Source organism: Leptospirales bacterium (genome assembly GCA_019694655.1).
Classification (GTDB): domain Bacteria; phylum Spirochaetota; class Leptospiria; order Leptospirales; family Leptonemataceae; genus SSF53.
Genome location: JAIBBN010000007.1, coordinates 68,645 through 83,731 on the forward strand (window position 1 = coordinate 68,645; position 15,087 = coordinate 83,731).

16 protein-coding genes are annotated in these 15,087 nt (G+C 58.9%); 6 read left to right on the forward strand and 10 right to left on the reverse strand.

Going from position 1 to position 15,087, the window contains the following annotated elements; all coding sequences use genetic code 11:
- The first annotated feature begins 4 nt into the window (after window positions 1–4).
- Both K1X75_11580 and K1X75_11585 read left to right on the forward strand, forming a co-directional pair.
- Window positions 5–499: a DUF192 domain-containing protein gene (locus K1X75_11580; GenBank protein ID MBX7058696.1), complete on the forward strand. Its 495-nt coding sequence runs from the start codon at window positions 5–7 to the stop codon at window positions 497–499.
- Between the two features lie 15 nt (window positions 500–514).
- Complete coding sequence (locus tag K1X75_11585) at window positions 515–922, forward strand: hypothetical protein (GenBank protein ID MBX7058697.1); 408 nt, start codon at window positions 515–517, stop codon at window positions 920–922.
- A 21-nt stretch (window positions 923–943) separates the two neighbouring features.
- Here K1X75_11585 and K1X75_11590 read toward each other — a convergent pair whose 3' ends face one another.
- Together K1X75_11590 and purD are read right to left on the reverse strand one after the other, a co-directional pair.
- Window positions 944–1,816 (reverse strand): hypothetical protein, encoded by an 873-nt coding sequence (locus K1X75_11590; GenBank protein MBX7058698.1) that lies wholly within the window; start codon window positions 1,814–1,816, stop codon window positions 944–946.
- Window positions 1,807–3,093: a phosphoribosylamine--glycine ligase gene (gene purD, locus K1X75_11595; protein ID MBX7058699.1), complete on the reverse strand. Its 1,287-nt coding sequence runs from the start codon at window positions 3,091–3,093 to the stop codon at window positions 1,807–1,809. Before purD ends, K1X75_11590 begins: the two co-directional genes overlap by 10 nt.
- Before the next feature lie 116 nt (window positions 3,094–3,209).
- Here purD and K1X75_11600 point away from each other — a divergent pair, with 116 nt between their 5' ends.
- Together K1X75_11600 and K1X75_11605 are read left to right on the forward strand one after the other, a co-directional pair.
- Complete coding sequence (locus K1X75_11600; protein MBX7058700.1) at window positions 3,210–3,518, forward strand: EF-hand domain-containing protein; 309 nt, start codon at window positions 3,210–3,212, stop codon at window positions 3,516–3,518.
- A 47-nt stretch (window positions 3,519–3,565) separates the two neighbouring features.
- Window positions 3,566–5,332 carry an ATP-binding cassette domain-containing protein gene (locus tag K1X75_11605; GenBank protein MBX7058701.1) on the forward strand — a complete coding sequence of 589 codons (1,767 nt, stop codon included), beginning with the start codon at window positions 3,566–3,568 and terminating at the stop codon, window positions 5,330–5,332.
- 8 nt (window positions 5,333–5,340) lie between these two features.
- On the opposite strand, the gene K1X75_11610 is transcribed toward K1X75_11605, so the two are convergent.
- The 5 genes from K1X75_11610 to K1X75_11630 form a co-directional block, all read right to left on the reverse strand.
- Window positions 5,341–8,064, reverse strand: coding sequence for a valine--tRNA ligase (locus tag K1X75_11610; GenBank protein MBX7058702.1), 2,724 nt, complete (start codon window positions 8,062–8,064; stop codon window positions 5,341–5,343).
- A gap of 69 nt (window positions 8,065–8,133) precedes the next feature.
- Window positions 8,134–8,472, reverse strand: coding sequence for a hypothetical protein (locus K1X75_11615; GenBank protein ID MBX7058703.1), 339 nt, complete (start codon window positions 8,470–8,472; stop codon window positions 8,134–8,136).
- A gap of 13 nt (window positions 8,473–8,485) precedes the next feature.
- Window positions 8,486–8,773, reverse strand: a complete 288-nt coding sequence (locus K1X75_11620) for a hypothetical protein (GenBank protein ID MBX7058704.1) — start codon at window positions 8,771–8,773, stop codon at window positions 8,486–8,488.
- Between the two features lie 100 nt (window positions 8,774–8,873).
- Window positions 8,874–9,098 (reverse strand): hypothetical protein, encoded by a 225-nt coding sequence (locus K1X75_11625; protein MBX7058705.1) that lies wholly within the window; start codon window positions 9,096–9,098, stop codon window positions 8,874–8,876.
- 128 nt (window positions 9,099–9,226) lie between these two features.
- Window positions 9,227–9,574 carry an RNA-binding protein gene (locus K1X75_11630; protein ID MBX7058706.1) on the reverse strand — a complete coding sequence of 116 codons (348 nt, stop codon included), beginning with the start codon at window positions 9,572–9,574 and terminating at the stop codon, window positions 9,227–9,229.
- Window positions 9,575–9,814: 240 nt separating this feature from the next.
- Here K1X75_11630 and K1X75_11635 point away from each other — a divergent pair, with 240 nt between their 5' ends.
- Window positions 9,815–10,651, forward strand: a complete 837-nt coding sequence (locus K1X75_11635) for a hypothetical protein (GenBank protein MBX7058707.1) — start codon at window positions 9,815–9,817, stop codon at window positions 10,649–10,651.
- On the opposite strand, the gene K1X75_11640 is transcribed toward K1X75_11635, so the two are convergent.
- On the reverse strand, window positions 10,638–10,856 hold the full coding sequence (locus tag K1X75_11640; protein ID MBX7058708.1) for a hypothetical protein: 219 nt from the start codon (window positions 10,854–10,856) through the stop codon (window positions 10,638–10,640). The genes K1X75_11635 and K1X75_11640 overlap by 14 nt on opposite strands.
- A 261-nt stretch (window positions 10,857–11,117) precedes the next feature.
- On the opposite strand from K1X75_11640, the gene tpiA reads away from it, so the two are divergent.
- Entirely contained in the window at window positions 11,118–11,873 is a 756-nt protein-coding gene (tpiA, locus tag K1X75_11645; protein ID MBX7058709.1) for a triose-phosphate isomerase, read from the forward strand.
- Here tpiA and K1X75_11650 read toward each other — a convergent pair.
- Both K1X75_11650 and K1X75_11655 read right to left on the reverse strand, forming a co-directional pair.
- On the reverse strand, window positions 11,851–13,884 hold the full coding sequence (locus tag K1X75_11650; GenBank protein ID MBX7058710.1) for a hypothetical protein: 2,034 nt from the start codon (window positions 13,882–13,884) through the stop codon (window positions 11,851–11,853). The genes tpiA and K1X75_11650 overlap by 23 nt on opposite strands.
- Window positions 13,881–14,960, reverse strand: coding sequence for a VWA domain-containing protein (locus tag K1X75_11655; GenBank protein ID MBX7058711.1), 1,080 nt, complete (start codon window positions 14,958–14,960; stop codon window positions 13,881–13,883). The genes K1X75_11650 and K1X75_11655 overlap by 4 nt, the downstream gene beginning before the upstream one ends.
- Between the last annotated feature and the right edge of the window lie 127 nt (window positions 14,961–15,087).

The window sequence follows — 15,087 nt, forward strand, 5'->3', positions numbered from 1 at the left end:
CTCGATGCGTTCACTTGCTGCGGCAGGCTTGCTCTTTGCAGTTTTGACCTGCGACCATGGCCCGGCGGGCGCTCAGTCGCCCCTTGCCGAGCATCGCAATCCTGTTGAAGTCATTCAGGTTGGCGCCCGCAACGTCGAGGCGGAAATTGTCTCAACGTACCCCGCTCGCGAACGCGGCCTGATGGATCGCGGTTATCTGGGCGGCGACCGGGGAATGCTCTTTATTTTCAAAGAGGAGCAGCCGCTGGCCTTCTGGATGAAGAATACGTTGATTCCGCTTGATATTGGCTTTTTCGGCAGCGATGGCGTGTTGTTGAATATTGTGACAATGCAACCTGATCCGCCAGGGACGCCGGACGAGGATCGTCGCACTTACCTGTCGGCGGCGCCGGCGATGTATGCTCTGGAGGTCAATGCCGGCTGGTTTGCGGAGCGCGGCGTCCGGAGAGGGGCAAGATTGACGTTGCCTCCTTCCATTCGCGACCTGCGCGGCGAGTGACGCCGAAACTATCTTATGGCCGAGCCGGTATTGTTGGGACTGCTCTTTGCCGATCGGGTCATCACTGAAGACAATGGCAAGCGCGGAATCATTGGAACCTTTACGCGCTTCTATGCTCAGAACTATCCGATCGTCTTTGCACCCTGGGCAATTTACGTAGCATTTACTAATGCTGCGGGCGAGCATGAGTTCGCGTTGAATCTGGTGCATCCGGACACCAACCAGGTGATCGCGCCCATTTCCGGCCGTGTTCAAGCGAGTTCCGCAGACGATGTAATCGAACTCAGCTTTGTAATGCAGAATGCGCTTTTTCCACGGCCGGGCCGCTATGTTGCCTCCGTTTTTATCGATGGCGACCTTCTGGCATCGCGAATCCTTCAGGTAGATCAATCGCCAACGCCGCCGCATTCTCCCGCTGGCTGATGTTCGGCGGGCCCCCCGGCATTACACGCCAAACAGGCTTTCTTGAACTGGCGCCAGGTTCGATGAGGCAGAAGTCAATTGCTCCGTTGCTGCAGCAAGCGAGGTAGACTGGAGGCAAACCTCCTCTCGAGTCTGCAGCAGGCGATAGCGCGGCGGCCGGCCAAAGACCTCGGATTCTTCGACGACCACGAGACGACCCTCACGCAACTGCCCAAGCAATACCAGCTGGTCCACGTTTCTTGTCTGTCGAGCCTGCACTTCGGCTTCGCGCAGGCATTGGTAGAGCGGCAAGATACCGCGCAAGAACCAGGCGACCGGATTGTTCAATGGATCGTCGCTGAATACCTGATCCAGATGCTCAGGGAAATGGGACGAAGGCCTGTCTTCAGGATCGGCGCGCCGCAGACTGGCAATCTGTCGGTAGATACGCAGCGATTGATCGCGCTGACAGGCCGCGGGATCGTAGCAATCGAGCCATTGCGCCCACTGGCGTCGTTCGCGACTGCGGAGGCGCAACAATCTGGCAAGCAGCAGGTCTTCGCAGCGCATCGCCGGGTCGGCCATCATGGATTCAAAGGCCTCCACGCTCAGACTGCAACTGTGCTCATCGAGAAATAGCGTGTACGGACAACGCTCGAGGGCAGCGCGGATTTGCTCGTCCTCATTGCGCAGATCAAGGACGCCAAAGGACTTCAGCAGCCGGTCGACAGCCTGGCCAAGCTGCAAGGACTCAATGACCTGTGATGGCCGTCCCAGCCGACCGTATGCATCAAATAGCGTCTGGCGTAACTTCTGGGGCGTAGCGGCGCGCAGGATGGTTTTGAGATGCTTCTGGATGCGCAGCAGCTCGCGCGCTGGAAGACGGACAGAAACCTCAGCAAGACTCACAGCCATTTCAGCGCTTTCTCCCCGATATCCTTTCGGTAAAAAACGCCTTCGGCGCGGATGCTTTTGAGCATCGCATAGACCTGGTTCCTGGCGGCGACGAGATCTGGACCGATGGCGGTTACGCCCAGAATCCGCCCGCCAGCGCTCAGCAAGCGCGACCCCTCGCGGCGGGTTCCAGCATGAAAAGTGATTATGTCGCCTGAGAGATTGTCAATCCCTTTCAGCTCTATGTCTTTCTGATATTGATCGGGATATCCTTCCGCTGCTACCACCACCACCAGAGCCGCGCCCGGCAGGAAGCGCAACGGCCGGTCCGGCAGATGACCGGAGGCCGCCTGCAGGGCCAATTCTGCCAGATCTTCATCCAGAACGCGCATCAGCGCCTGGGTTTCCGGATCGCCAAAGCGGACATTGAATTCCACGACGCGGGCCCGGCCGTCCTTAATCATCAGGCCGGCATAGAGCAGTCCGCGATAAGGCGTACCGTCGGCCTTCATCCCGGCCACAGCGCGATCCAGCACCTCGGTCTGTACCTGCTGCATGAGCTCCGGACATACAAAGGGGGTCGGCGTGTAGGCGCCCATGCCGCCTGTATTTGGTCCGCGGTCGCCGTCGAAAGCTCGCTTGTGGTCCTGGCAGGCTTGCATGGCGAGGGCGTGTTCGCCATCGCAAAGGGCGAAGACGCTTGCCTCTTCGCCTTCCATGAACTCCTCAATCAAGATGCGATCTCCGGCGCTGCCAAAGATTCGACGCTCCATGCGGTCGCGAATTGCAATTTCCGCTTCGCGGCGATTCTCGGCCACGACCACGCCCTTTCCGGCGGCCAGTCCGTCGGCCTTTATGACATAGGGCGCCTGAAGTTCGTCCAGGTATGCCAGCGCCGACTGAAGATCCATAAAACTACGCGAAGCCGCCGTCGGAATGCCGTGACGCTGCATGAAGTCTTTGGAGAAATCCTTGGACCCCTCCAGCCGCGCCGGGGCGGCCATTGGTCCAAAGACGGCGCAGTTTTCGCGCAAAGCATCGGCAACTCCTGCAACCAGCGGCTGCTCGGGGCCGACTACAACCAGATCGTATTTTTCTCTGGCAACGAATTGGGCGACGGCCAGCGGATCAGCGATGTTCAACCCCGCGGAAGAAGCGAGTGCAGACGGTAGACTGTTTGCCGGAAAGCCGCCATTGCCTGGCCAGGCATGCAATGCCTCCACCATTTGACTCTGTGCCAGCTTCCAGTACAGGGCATGCTCGCGGCCGCCGCTTCCAAGCAGTAGGACCTTCATCAAGGCATCGGCCCGGCCGAGGCCCTTTCTGTAAACTGAATCGAATGCGCTTGCCGATGTTGCACTTCCCTTGCCATGCTGCTATTGTTGGCGGGATAAAGCCGCTGCAAGGAGTCCTCATGAAATCCGGGATGGTAGTATTTACTTCGATTCTGACGCTGTACGCGGCCGCTGCTTTGAACGGACAACCGGCCAGTCATCCGCCACAGGGAGGCGACTGTTCGATGAGCGGGCCGCCAGCGGACGGCGCTCATGGAGCGATGGCGCGGATGGACGCCAATGGCGACGGAATGATTTCGCGAGCCGAATTTGACGCCTTTCACGCCATGATGTTTGGCAAGATTGACGCCAACGGAGATGGCCAGTTGTCGCGCGAGGAAATGCAGCAACATATGCAGCACATGCATGAAATGCATGGCGGTCATTGATCTGTAGAAGTTGTCGGCGAATTCAATCCATCGACTAGTTTGACGGAATGCAAGCACTCCGTCGCCTCGCGCCCTTTTTGAGCCCGTATCGCGGCGTGGCGCTGTTAGCGGCGGCGGCGCTGTGTGTCTCCGCCGGGGCCACGCTGGGTCTGGGCCAGGGTTTGCGCTGGATGGTCGACAGCGGCTTTGCCACGGGATCGGAAAGCGCCCTGCTTGTCTCAATCATCATTCTGGCCCTTGCCGGAATCTTGATGGCTGTGGCCACCTTTGTTCGGCACTACACCGTATCCTGGATCGGCGAAAGGGTCAGCGCCGATATTCGTCGCAAAGTATTTTCCCATCTGGTGGAAATGGACCCCGCCTTCTACGAAACCAATTCGCCCGGCGAGATCCAGTCGCGATTGACTGCAGATACGACGCTGATTCAAAGCGTGCTTGGTTCCTCCGCATCAATAGCGCTGCGCAATCTGCTGATGTTTACCGGCGGCGTCGTTTTGCTGTTCATCACCGGCTGGCAATTGACTCTGATCGTCCTTGCCGGGACGCCGCTGGTTGTCGCTCCAATCCTGTTTTTTGGACGGCGAGTGCGCTCGCTATCGCGCAGCAGTCAGGACCAGTTGGCCGGCGCCGGCGCCTTTGTATCTGAGTCGCTTGGCGCCATCAAGATCGTTCACGCCTTCAATCATCAAGATCAGGATCGCCGAAAATTCGATGCTCTGGCCGAAGGCGCCTTTAACGCCGCCTTGCGGACCATACGACTGCGTTCCTTTCTCATTCTGAGCGCTATGATCCTCGTGTTTGGCGCCGTCGCTATAATGCTCTACGTTGGCGGCAAACAGGTGATGGCCGGTCAGATGAGCCCGGGACAGCTAATGGCTTTTGCATTCTATGCGGTGCTGGTGGCCACATCCACCGGCGCAATCAGCGAAGTTGCCGGCGATTTGCAACGCGCTGCCGGCGCCGCCGAGCGAATTACGGAATTGCTGCAGGAAAAGGCCGTGATTGTAGCGCCAGGATCGCCGCGGCCGCTGGAGCAGAGGCCGCAGGGGGCGATCGAATTTCGCGGCGTCCGCTTTGCCTATCCGGCCCGACCGGATTTACATGCGCTGGATGGCTTTGAGTTGAGCGTCGCGCCCGGAGCAACCACTGCGCTCGTCGGCCCTTCGGGCGCAGGGAAATCTACGGTCTTCGAATTGCTGCTGCGCTTCCATGATCCGCTGGAGGGCGGCGTGTATCTTGACGGCGTGGACATTCGCGAATTTGATCCGCTGCAGTACCGACGCTGGCTGGCCATAACGCCGCAGGAGCCGCGTCTCTTTTCGGGCACAGTGGCCGAGAATATTCGTTACGGAAAGCCGGAAGCTACGCTGGCTGAAGTACAAAACGCAGCAGAAATGGCTCACGCCAGAGAGTTCATCGAGGAGCATCCGCAGGGATTTGATGCGCAGCTTGGCGAGGGAGGCCTGCGACTCAGCGGCGGGCAGCGCCAACGCATTGCAATTGCGCGCGCCTTGCTCAAGGATCCCGCGCTTCTACTGCTCGATGAAGCGACCAGCGCACTGGATGCCGAAAGCGAGCGCGCCATCCAGAACGCATTGTCCAGATTGCGGCAGGGACGAACAACTTTTATCATCGCACACCGCCTGAGCACCGTACTGGATGCCGATCGGATCATCGTTCTGGACCAGGGCCGCGTGGCTGGCGCCGGCACGCATGAGCAACTGCTGGAAAGCTCGGAGACCTACCGACGCTATGCGCAGTTGCAGTTTCGCGGCGAACGCTTAGCGACTGGAGGACTGGCCAGCCGCAACTAGGCCAATCTTCAGCCGCCGAGGCGGGCCAGCGCCGCCGCGATCGCCGCTAGCTTTTCTTCCATTTCGGCCAGCTTCAGTTTTTCCTTCTCTACGACTTCTACTGCCGCCTTGCTGAGAAAAGCTTCATTGGATAGTTTCGCGGCTGTCGATTGTTTACTCTTTTCAATTTTATTTCGCTCGTTTTGCAATCGCGCGCGCTCTTTGTCCAGATCCAGAACGCCGGCCAGCGGCACAAATACCTGTCCTTCGCTGAAGGCAGCCATGGCATCGTCGCGGGCAGCTTCATAGTTGTGCACCGCCCGGATTTCGCTGGCCCGGGCCAGGCGCTCAATTGCGGCAGACTTTTCCAGAACGGCATCAGCAAGGTCTTGATTATCAGTCTGAACAATGATAGGGACTTTCGCATCCGGCGCAATACTCATGTCGCCCCGAATCTGACGCACCCCGCCGATCACTTCCTGCAACAGCCGCAGCGCCTGGGCGGGACGCCGCATCTGAGGCGGCAATTCCGGCGGCATGGGCCAGGGAGCGGTGATCAGCAGAGTTTCAGCATCGTTAGCTGGAGCGAAGAAGCGCTTCAGGTGATCGTAGATCTCTTCGGTAATGAAAGGCATAGCAGGATGGAGCAGCCCAAGCAGCGATCGAAGCACGTAAAATGAAGTCTGTCTGGCGGCCTCGGCCGATGCCGGCGCGCCCTTGCCAAAGAGCCTTGGTTTGATGAATTCAATGTACCAATCGCAAAAGCTGTTCCAGGCAAAGCTGTACAGTTCCTCAGCGTAAATGTGGAAACGATACTCATCCAGAACGCGCGCACATTCGGCGCTGACGCGTTGCAACTCGAAGAGAATCCAGCAATCTTCGGCTTCCAGCGCCTGGCCATAGGGCCCTTCCGGCGCCGCCCGAAAATCATCGGGAAGGTTCATCAGTACAAATCGCGAACTGTTCCAGATCTTATTGGCAAAATTCTGATAAGTCTTCAGCTTCGCTTCATTGTAGTTGGTGTCCTTTCCTTCCGACAGCGTGCCAATCAAAAAGAAACGAAAGGCATCGGCGCCCGTAGTCTCGATTACTTTCAGCGGATCGACGACGTTGCCAATCGTTTTGGACATCTTACGGCCATTTTCATCGCGCATCAGACCGTGAATGTAGATATCGCGAAAGGGCGGCGCCTTCATGAAATGGAGCCCCATCATGATCATTCTGGCCACCCAGAAGAAGATGATATCGTAGGCCGTTACCAGTACAGTCGTCGGATAATAGCGTTCGAGGTCGTCCGTTCGATCCGGCCAGCCCATGGTTGAAAAGGGCCACAATGCCGAAGAAAACCAGGTATCGAGGACATCGGCGTCGCGTTCGATCTCGCTCGACCCACAGTGAGCGCAGGCTGCGGGGTCTTCATAGTCCACCGTAACCTGGCTGCATTTTGCACAATGCCAGGCGGGAATCTGGTGGCCCCACCACAGTTGCCTGGAAATACACCAATCGCGGATTTCGCGCATCCAGTGGAAATATGTATTTTCCCAGAGCTTGGGAACGAATCGTATTTCGCCCGATTCTACAGCTTCGATTCCGCGCGTTGCCAGCGGCGCTACTTTGACATACCATTGAGTGGAAATGATCGGTTCGACGACAACGGCGGTTCGTTGTGATTTGCCGACCGCCATCACATGCTCGCGACTGCCGCGCTCCAGTCCAAGATCGGCGAGCGCCTGCTTGACCTGCTTACGCGCTTCGTAACGATCCAGACCACAAAAGCGTCCGCCGTTGGCATTGATGCGCGCCGATTCATCAAATATATTTATAAACTGCAGGTCGTGGCGTTTGCCGGTCTCGTAGTCATTGGGGTCATGGGCGGGCGTAACCTTGACGGCGCCTGTGCCGAATTCGGGATCGACCAGCTGCGCATCGGCGATGATTGGAATTTCGCGTTCCAGGAAGGGATGCTGAACGGTCTTGCCGATCCATTTCTTGTAACGTTTGTCTTCCGGATGTACTGCAATGGCTGTATCGCCAAGCATAGTCTCCGGACGAGTAGTGGCGACGACGATCTCCTTCGCCCCATGCTTACCGGCGGCCTGTTGCGCAGCCGCGCTCAGCGGATAGGCAAATTCGTAGAGCTCGCCGCGGTACGTTTCGTCATATTCGACTTCCAGATCAGAAAGCACGGTATGGGAAACCGGATCCCAGTTGACCATGCGCGTGTCGCGATAGATCAAACCTTCGCGATACAGATCGACGAAGACCTTGCGCACTGCGTGCGACAGACCCTCGTCCATTGTAAATCGTTCGCGCGACCAATCGAGGGAAAAGCCCATCCGACGCTGCTGTCGGGCAATGGCGCCGCCCGAGGCGTGCTTCCACTCCCAGACGCGCTCGATGAATTTCTTTCGGCCAAGCTGATGGCGATTCAGCCCTTCAGCAGCCAGATTCTTTTCGACGCGGACTTGCGTGGCAATGCCAGCATGATCGACGCCAGGAATCCAGACACAATCGCGGCCGCGTTTGCGAGCAGCCCGCACCAGTACGTCCTGGATGGTCTGGTCGAGGGCATGCCCAACGTGCAGCTCGCCGGTAACATTCGGCGGCGGAATCACAATCACAAAAGATGCGGCGTTGCGCGACCGATGGTCAGCCAGACGCTCCGGCCGAAAGGCCTGGGCATCCTCCCAGATACGGTACCAGCGTTCTTCGGTTTTCTGGTGCTCGTAGCGCGAGCTGAGCTCATGGGCCATGATTGGACAGCTGCCGGCAAAAGTGGCCGGCGGCAAAGTGGAAATCCATCCGCAGCCGCGCGAATTCGCTCAGCGCATCAGGGATTCTTCGGCGGATTCGGCGGCCTCGCGCTGGCGGCGCAACAACTCGCGGCGTTGTTCGGCGCTGTAATTTTCGTGTAACGGATCGCAGGGGGATGTGCGCGGATCGTCTTTGATTTCAAACCAGCGCTGGTAGTTGACGCGCCCCTGATCGGTCACAAAGTCTCGTTCAAAAAAATGGGTGTTGTCGTCGTAGACATTGACCCCGGCGTCGCATGGGTCCGGATCGCTGATGCCTGCGCTCCAGATTTGATGGAATATGTCGCACGAGTTGCCGCAGATGAGGATCGCGGCAAGGGAAGCAAGTAGAAGGCCGCGAACGGTCATATCCTAATGAAACTCAACCCAGCAGGTTCAGCAAGAGTCCTTTTTGTGGAGCGCCCCGGCCGCTGAAGGCTCGGTCCTGGTAGATGTTGTCTTGCTGCTGTCGCCCGCGCCATTCGCGCAAGGCCTCGCTGGAATCGATCGGAGCTTCAAGCGCGCTGCTGAAGGCGCTGATCAGGCGACCCTCGGGACGGCCGCGCACGGCCTGTACCGCTTCCACCGGGCTGTGGGAGTACTCCAGCACCGGGTAGGCATACCAGCCGGGAATGCGACTGGCGTTCATCGATCCGCCCTCGATTCTCACTCTTGATGAATCGGCTGGTCGGCGGCTGACCTCAAGCCACATCAGTAAAAAAAGGTCTGTTACCTGGGTATCGGGCTTTCAGCTTTCACTACAAACTATTTTAGTTTTCAACGGTTTCGGATTCGCCGCTGATCTCTTCTGCTTCGCTGTCCTCTGCAAGGCCTTCTTCGCCCTCCACATCCTCGGACAGATTTTCTCCTTCCAGATCTCCGCCCTGTTCCTTTTCCAATTTGCGCCGCTTCTTTTCTTCGAGCTTAGCTTGCTTCTTCTCTTGTTTACGCTTTTCGCGCGCCCGCTTTTCGAATGAATAGTTCGCTCTGGCCATGGTTTACTCCAGGGGGCGTCGCCCGCTGGACGGCGCAGAAAGTCTAGAAAACCGGCGATATTTTGCGCTGCAGAGCGCGAAATCCGGGCGTCCTGTTGTTACAGGACGCCCGGCAGGCCGGCGCACAATCAATAGTCGCGACGACCGCGTCCGCCGCCGCCATGACCGCCGCCATGGCCGCCGCCATGGCCGCCGCGTCCGCCGCCACCGCCCCCGCCGCCTTCGCGACGACGTTCCTGGGCTGCATCAACGCGGATCGTGCGGCCATCCAGCTGCGCTCCGTCCATTTCAGCGATCGCCTGCTGTGCGGCTTGCTCGTCATTGAAGCTGACAAAACCAAAGCCGCGCGAACGGCCGGTATCGCGATCCACGACAACCGTTGCTTCGCGAACCTCGCCAAAGCGCGAGAAGGAGCGGACGAGCGAGTCGTCGGTGGTATCCCAGCTCAACCCGCCCACAAATAGTTTCTTCGACATCGTATCCTCCATCGGTCCCGACGAAGTCTCTCTACTCGAGCGCACCTACATTCGACTCAGACTGTGCACTCGCACCCACGATGTCGCATGAAGCCGGGAATCCGTCTTGTACGAGCACGATTTGGGGAGGGCCCCGGATCGGCAACATTTTTGCCCGGCGGCAAATCCGGCAATGCCGCCGACAGAGTGCAACATTCTGAAGGGCTTGACCGCCGCAGGCGGAGGTCACAGAAGCCGGCTGTGAGTCGCTCGGGCTTCCGACTGCCACCTCGGGACTGGACCGGCATCTGCCTCTTGCAAGCTGCGGCGCTGGCGGCGGTCGCCGCATTTTCCAGCGCTTGCCAAGCGCCCTGGGAGCGCACGCCCGGTCCGCGTGATCGCAATGACTTGCCGATCCGCGTCAGCCAGGTTCGCGGGGCCGTCTACGCGGCAGAGGACTTTAATTACTGGAAAAACAATACGGCTTTTTACGTCGACCAGAGCGGCATCTTTTTCTTTGACGCCGGTTGGTCTCATCGCAGCGCGGGGGCTGCCATCTGGAAGTCAGCAACTGCAAGCGTAGCCGATTTTCAATCGGTATTGCTTACGTCCTATCCTGTGGACCGTAGCGGCGGGCTCTGGGAATTTCGCCGACACGGCATTCCGATCATCATGAGCGCCGACACTTCTCGACTGATCCGACGCTACTGGCAGCCAATGCAGGAACAGATGGCGCACACTTTTTCCAGCTGGCCGCAAACGCCAGAAGCGGAACTGCCATCACAGCTATTTCAAGGCCGGATGAAGTTGCTGGGCGGACGAATCGAGGTCATTCAATTGCCTCCCTCCGTTGCTCCCGATGCATCGGTGGTCCTCTTCGTAGAGGAACGCGTGCTCTACGGCGGCGCACTGCTTGGCGAGCCGCTACTCTGGACCCGACTGGCCGACGCCGAGGGCGCGCAGCGCGCACTGGATACCATTGCCGCCCTGGACTGGGACCTTGCCATTTGCGGGCATGGTCGCGCAGTACAGGATCGCGAAGTTCTGACGCGGATGCGACAGGTCTTCCGGCAATTGCCAACGCTCAATCGGGAATGAAGAGATCCAGCACAGGTTCGAGGCGCCGGCTGCGGATTCGACGAACCTTATCGAGCTGCACTCCATTCAGCAAGGTGCGCGCCTGCAGTCCCTCATCCGGAAGCAACGTTTCGCCAAGGACGCTTTTCACCAGCCTCTGGCGCGCCAGGAATACCCGGGCCTGATAATCCGGGTCCATATCTTCATACAATGCATCGTGCAACATCCCGCGCCTCCTTGCGCTGAAATCATCCCTTTGGTCTTTTTACAGTCCGACTCGCGTCCGTGCGAACTCGGGCTGATGTACAGATCGGCTGCGAATCCCAGGACTGTAGGAAAAAAGCCGGCAAAAAAAGTGGAAAAGGGGGGATAGAATCTGGTGACAAATTTCGTCCAGCGCCCGCGCCGAATGAAACAGGCGACGAAGCAGGCGGCTACCGCGCGAAATCCCTTGACCGGCGGCCCGTGATCCGGACAACTCGGGCCCATGCGTACCAAGTTTGTTGCAGGTAACTGGAAAATGTACAAGACTCCCTCGCAGGCCGAGCAGCTTGCGCGCGAGTTGAAGGAAGCGCTGAGCGGCGTCAGCGGCGTTGAAATTGCCGTCTGTCCTCCGTATACCGCCCTGGATCGCGTAAAGAAAACGCTTGGCGCGGGCAATATTCGAGTTGGGGCGCAAGATCTGCACTGGGAAGAGCAGGGCGCGTTTACCGGGAAAATTAGCTGGGATATGCTGCAGGATATCGGCGTGGATCTGGCAATCATCGGCCACTCCGAGCAGCGTCAGTATTTCCACGAAACAAACGAGACAGTAAACAAAAAGACGCGCAAGGCGCTGGAAAAGGGGCTGCAGCCAATCATCTGTGTTGGCGAAACGCTGGCTGAGCGCGAATCTGGACGACTCTATGAGGTCGTCGAATCTCATGTGCGCGGCGCTTACGATTCAGTGAACGCCGCCGATGCGGCGCGCACTGTGATAGCTTACGAACCGGTCTGGGCTATTGGCACCGGCAAGACAGCTACGCCAGCTCAAGCCCAGGAGATGCATGTATTCATTCGCGGCCTTCTGGTGAAGATGTACGGCGACGCATTGGCCAGCGGCCTGCGCATTCAGTACGGCGGTAGCGTAAAGCCGGACAATGCCAGAGAACTTTTCTCGCAACCGGACATTGATGGCGGGCTGATTGGCGGCGCCTCGCTGAAGACAGCGGACTTTTCAGCTATCGTTCGCTCGGCGCAGTGACAGCGCTTCTTTCCTCCCATTCGGCGCCGGTGAGTCCATCAAATAGGACAACCCGGTCGCCGCGCAGCCGGTAGGTATAGATTGGAAAGAGCGGATAGTTGGGTTCGGCATTGCGCAACCACTGTCCGGTCCAGGAGTCCGTAAACGGTTCGCTGGAAAGCGCGCCCAGCTGTAGCCGCGCCGATGCTACCGACGATCGCTGCGAGAGTGCGGCAAGCATGAGATCTCGGAAAAGAGGAAAGTCCGGTGTCGCCAGACCGCGTCCGCCGCCGTACAAGAATGCCTGACTTCGAATCTGCCGGCCGCCAAGTCCGGCCACAGCCAGAACGGGCGCTCGTTGCGACAGCTGCTCAATCGCCTGCGCTACCTGACTTTCTGTAGCGGCGCCTTCGTAGTGCATCCATAGAACATTGTGTTTTTCGCCGTAGGCTTCGAGCATCTCCAGTGCGTGAGAGCTTGCCGCGGCCAGCGTTTCATCACTGCTATCGCTGCGCGATTCTGTGACCTGACATCCGCCATCCAGCTGACTGCCGCGCCAGTCGGGAGAATCGGGAACGGTGCAGATCGTGCGGTAGCCACGGGACGATAGTTCTGTAAAGATGGAGGGACCCTTGATTCCCCGGCGCTCGTCGACGCCATCGATCCCTTGAAACAGGGCGCGCAAACTGCGGCGGCTTTGGTCCGAAGGCGCCAGCAATGGAAAAAATCGCGCGCTTCGCTCGCCGTTTAGGCCGCCGCTTTGAGTTTGCGGAAGCGAGCACTGACTCATTGTTAGCAGGATCAAGTTGCCGCTGGCGGTTGTATCCGGCTCCTGCTGCGCCAGCTGTGATACCGGTCCGGATGGCGGCGTCGATTGGCCCTCAATCTGACAGCGATCTCGAAAATCGGCGCGGACGCAGGGATTGGCGTCGTCCGGATCTCGGCCTGGCCAGGCGGAGTTGCCGTCGCGGTCCCTGTCCAGCAGGTATCCGATGGCGCTGACCAGTTCACTGGCAGCGCCGCGCCCGGTCGCAATGCCGCCCAGAGCTCTCGATGGCGATGGATGAAGCATGACGATCAGCACGGAAATCGATGCCGCAGCCAGGGCAGCGGCGGTCAACAATGCCGAGCCGCGCAGCGCCGCACGTTGCCGTGCCAGGGTGGGCAAGCGGTGACGATACAGGGCGAAGGCCGACAGCGACCATTGGTTTAACATTAAAATAAAGAAGACGCCGGGCAATCCCTGTCGGGCGTCGCCGCCAAAGTATACTCCGTCAAAGGCGGCGCTGGGTTGCGAGCTGGCAGTCCACAAACGCTCCAGCATCCAGAGCATCGCTGCGCTTGCGGCCAGTGCTGCGCCTCCCGCGAGCAGCGGCGGCGTTACCAGCAGACGTTCGTAGTTGGGCGAAAGCTGAAGACGGTAGCGAATCTGTAGATTGGCAAACAAGAGAAATGCCGCCAGCAGAAGCCCGAAGAGCAGGATAGCAAAATCCGATAGATCGCCCACGGCCACAGCGTGGGCCTGGGGCAGGAGCAGAATTCGCGCCAGCAATGCCGAAAAGAGGAGAAAGACGCTGTTGTAGCCCCGCAATTGAGGCAAGACGCCGACCAACAAAGCGCCGGCCAGAAATGAAAGCGCCAGCGCAACTAATGCGGCCAGGCTTGCGCCCAGGGCTTCATCGGCAGGCAGGTGACGAAGGGCTAAGTCCAGACTTGGCGAGCCAATCAGAAAAAAGGCGGCGAGGCCAGGCGCAACTCGACTGCTGATTCGTTCTAAATGCGATGCCAGCGCGGCGGCCAGTCGGATCATCGAATAAAGCAACTGAAAGAGAAGGGCGTAGCTCAGGGCGCCGAGCGCCAGAAGTGAGCTCTGGTAGATCGCCGCCGCGAGTGCATCAGGGGCGCCGCGGAGTATCAGCAGGCCGGCATCGGGTGCGGCCAGAAGCAATAGGGCCAGAAAGGCAGCGTTGAAGCCAGCCAGCAGAGGGGCCCACAAAAAAGGAAGGTGTAAGGGTTCCTGTCCCGAACTCATCGAAGGTTGAGGGTGTGCGGTCGGGAAACATAGAGCGCTCGGGGCACGCCGGAGATTTCCCAAAGCTCTCCTTGAATGATGATCGGCCCGGGCGCGCTTTGTGCTCCGGAAATTTCGAGGATCAACTCTCCCTCGCCTCGATCTTGATCAAAAAAAGGCCGACCCCTGATAGCCAACGGGGACGCCGAAAGGAGCCGGCGGCCGGCGCCTGATTGCGCAGCCTGTCGCAGCGCCTGAAAGGTTACCTCAAAATCCTTACCGCTTGCCTGGTATCGAAACCGGACGCGGATTCGCCTTCCTTGGGATGATGTGCCCAGATCTTCCAGCTCCAGAATTTGCAGAGTTTCGGCAGACAACGCGGGAGTTCCCTGGTCAATCTCCGATTCGCCGGTCGGCGTCTCGGCAACGTCGCGTACAACGCTTTGCTGTATTGCAGCTTCAAAATCTGTATGATTGCGGACATGGAAATATCTTCCTCGCCCCTGGCGAGCAATCTCGCCCAACTGCAGAGCGGTTTCGGCATCCACTGCAAGTCCAATGACATTGACCTGCACGTTCGCGCCGCGCAATTGTAGCGCGGCTGCTTCTGCACCGGGATTGCCGCCGCAGCTTTCGGCGCCGTCCGAGATCAAGACAATTAGCAGTCCGGGGTTCGACGGGACCAGTGCTGTACCGATCAGGCGCAGCGTGTTGGCGATGGGCGTGGCGCCTGCTGCCGCCATATTTTGAACCTGCAGATTGATCCGTTCATGATTACCGATGGCGATGGGATTGTAGAGCCGCTGCGAGCTGCAACCAGGCAGTCGATTCCCGTAGGCAGCCAGCCCGACAGGCACGCTTCGATCGAGTCGCGAAAGCTGTTCTTCCAGCATCACGCGGGCTGCGGCCATGCGAGTAACGCCGCCGAACATTTCGTTCATTGACCCGGACGCATCCAGAATAAAGAGCACCGGACGCCGATCGCTGGAGCGGCCGGACTCGACCTCGCTGGAAGCAGGATGCAGAGCAAATACAGTCAGGCACAGAGCGACCAGCACGTACGCGCCTGCAATCTTTCCTGTTCTTGTTACGCCCATGGCTTGCCTGTCAGCGGCTGAACGTCGGCCAACATTCAGACGCACGACGCTTGCAGGTACTAACGGCAGAAAAAGCCGGCAGCCTGAGCGCGCCGGCAGTCGGAATCTTTGGTTCATTTGATTGACG

Bases quoted from the DNA above. Each gene is read 5' to 3' on its own strand.
- K1X75_11585 (MBX7058697.1), top strand. From the start codon at position 515: ATGGCCGAGCCGGTATTGTTGGGACTGCTCTTTGCCGATCGGGTCATC.
- K1X75_11610 (MBX7058702.1), bottom strand. From the start codon at position 8,064: ATGGCCCATGAGCTCAGCTCGCGCTACGAGCACCAGAAAACCGAAGAA.
- K1X75_11655 (MBX7058711.1), bottom strand. From the start codon at position 14,960: ATGGGCGTAACAAGAACAGGAAAGATTGCAGGCGCGTACGTGCTGGTC.
- K1X75_11605 (MBX7058701.1), top strand. From the start codon at position 3,566: ATGCAAGCACTCCGTCGCCTCGCGCCCTTTTTGAGCCCGTATCGCGGC.
- K1X75_11590 (MBX7058698.1), bottom strand. From the start codon at position 1,816: ATGGCTGTGAGTCTTGCTGAGGTTTCTGTCCGTCTTCCAGCGCGCGAG.
- K1X75_11615 (MBX7058703.1), bottom strand. From the start codon at position 8,472: ATGACCGTTCGCGGCCTTCTACTTGCTTCCCTTGCCGCGATCCTCATC.
- K1X75_11650 (MBX7058710.1), bottom strand. From the start codon at position 13,884: ATGAGTTCGGGACAGGAACCCTTACACCTTCCTTTTTTGTGGGCCCCT.
- tpiA (MBX7058709.1), top strand. From the start codon at position 11,118: ATGCGTACCAAGTTTGTTGCAGGTAACTGGAAAATGTACAAGACTCCC.
- K1X75_11640 (MBX7058708.1), bottom strand. From the start codon at position 10,856: ATGTTGCACGATGCATTGTATGAAGATATGGACCCGGATTATCAGGCC.
- K1X75_11600 (MBX7058700.1), top strand. From the start codon at position 3,210: ATGAAATCCGGGATGGTAGTATTTACTTCGATTCTGACGCTGTACGCG.
- K1X75_11580 (MBX7058696.1), top strand. From the start codon at position 5: ATGCGTTCACTTGCTGCGGCAGGCTTGCTCTTTGCAGTTTTGACCTGC.
- K1X75_11625 (MBX7058705.1), bottom strand. From the start codon at position 9,098: ATGGCCAGAGCGAACTATTCATTCGAAAAGCGGGCGCGCGAAAAGCGT.
- K1X75_11630 (MBX7058706.1), bottom strand. From the start codon at position 9,574: ATGTCGAAGAAACTATTTGTGGGCGGGTTGAGCTGGGATACCACCGAC.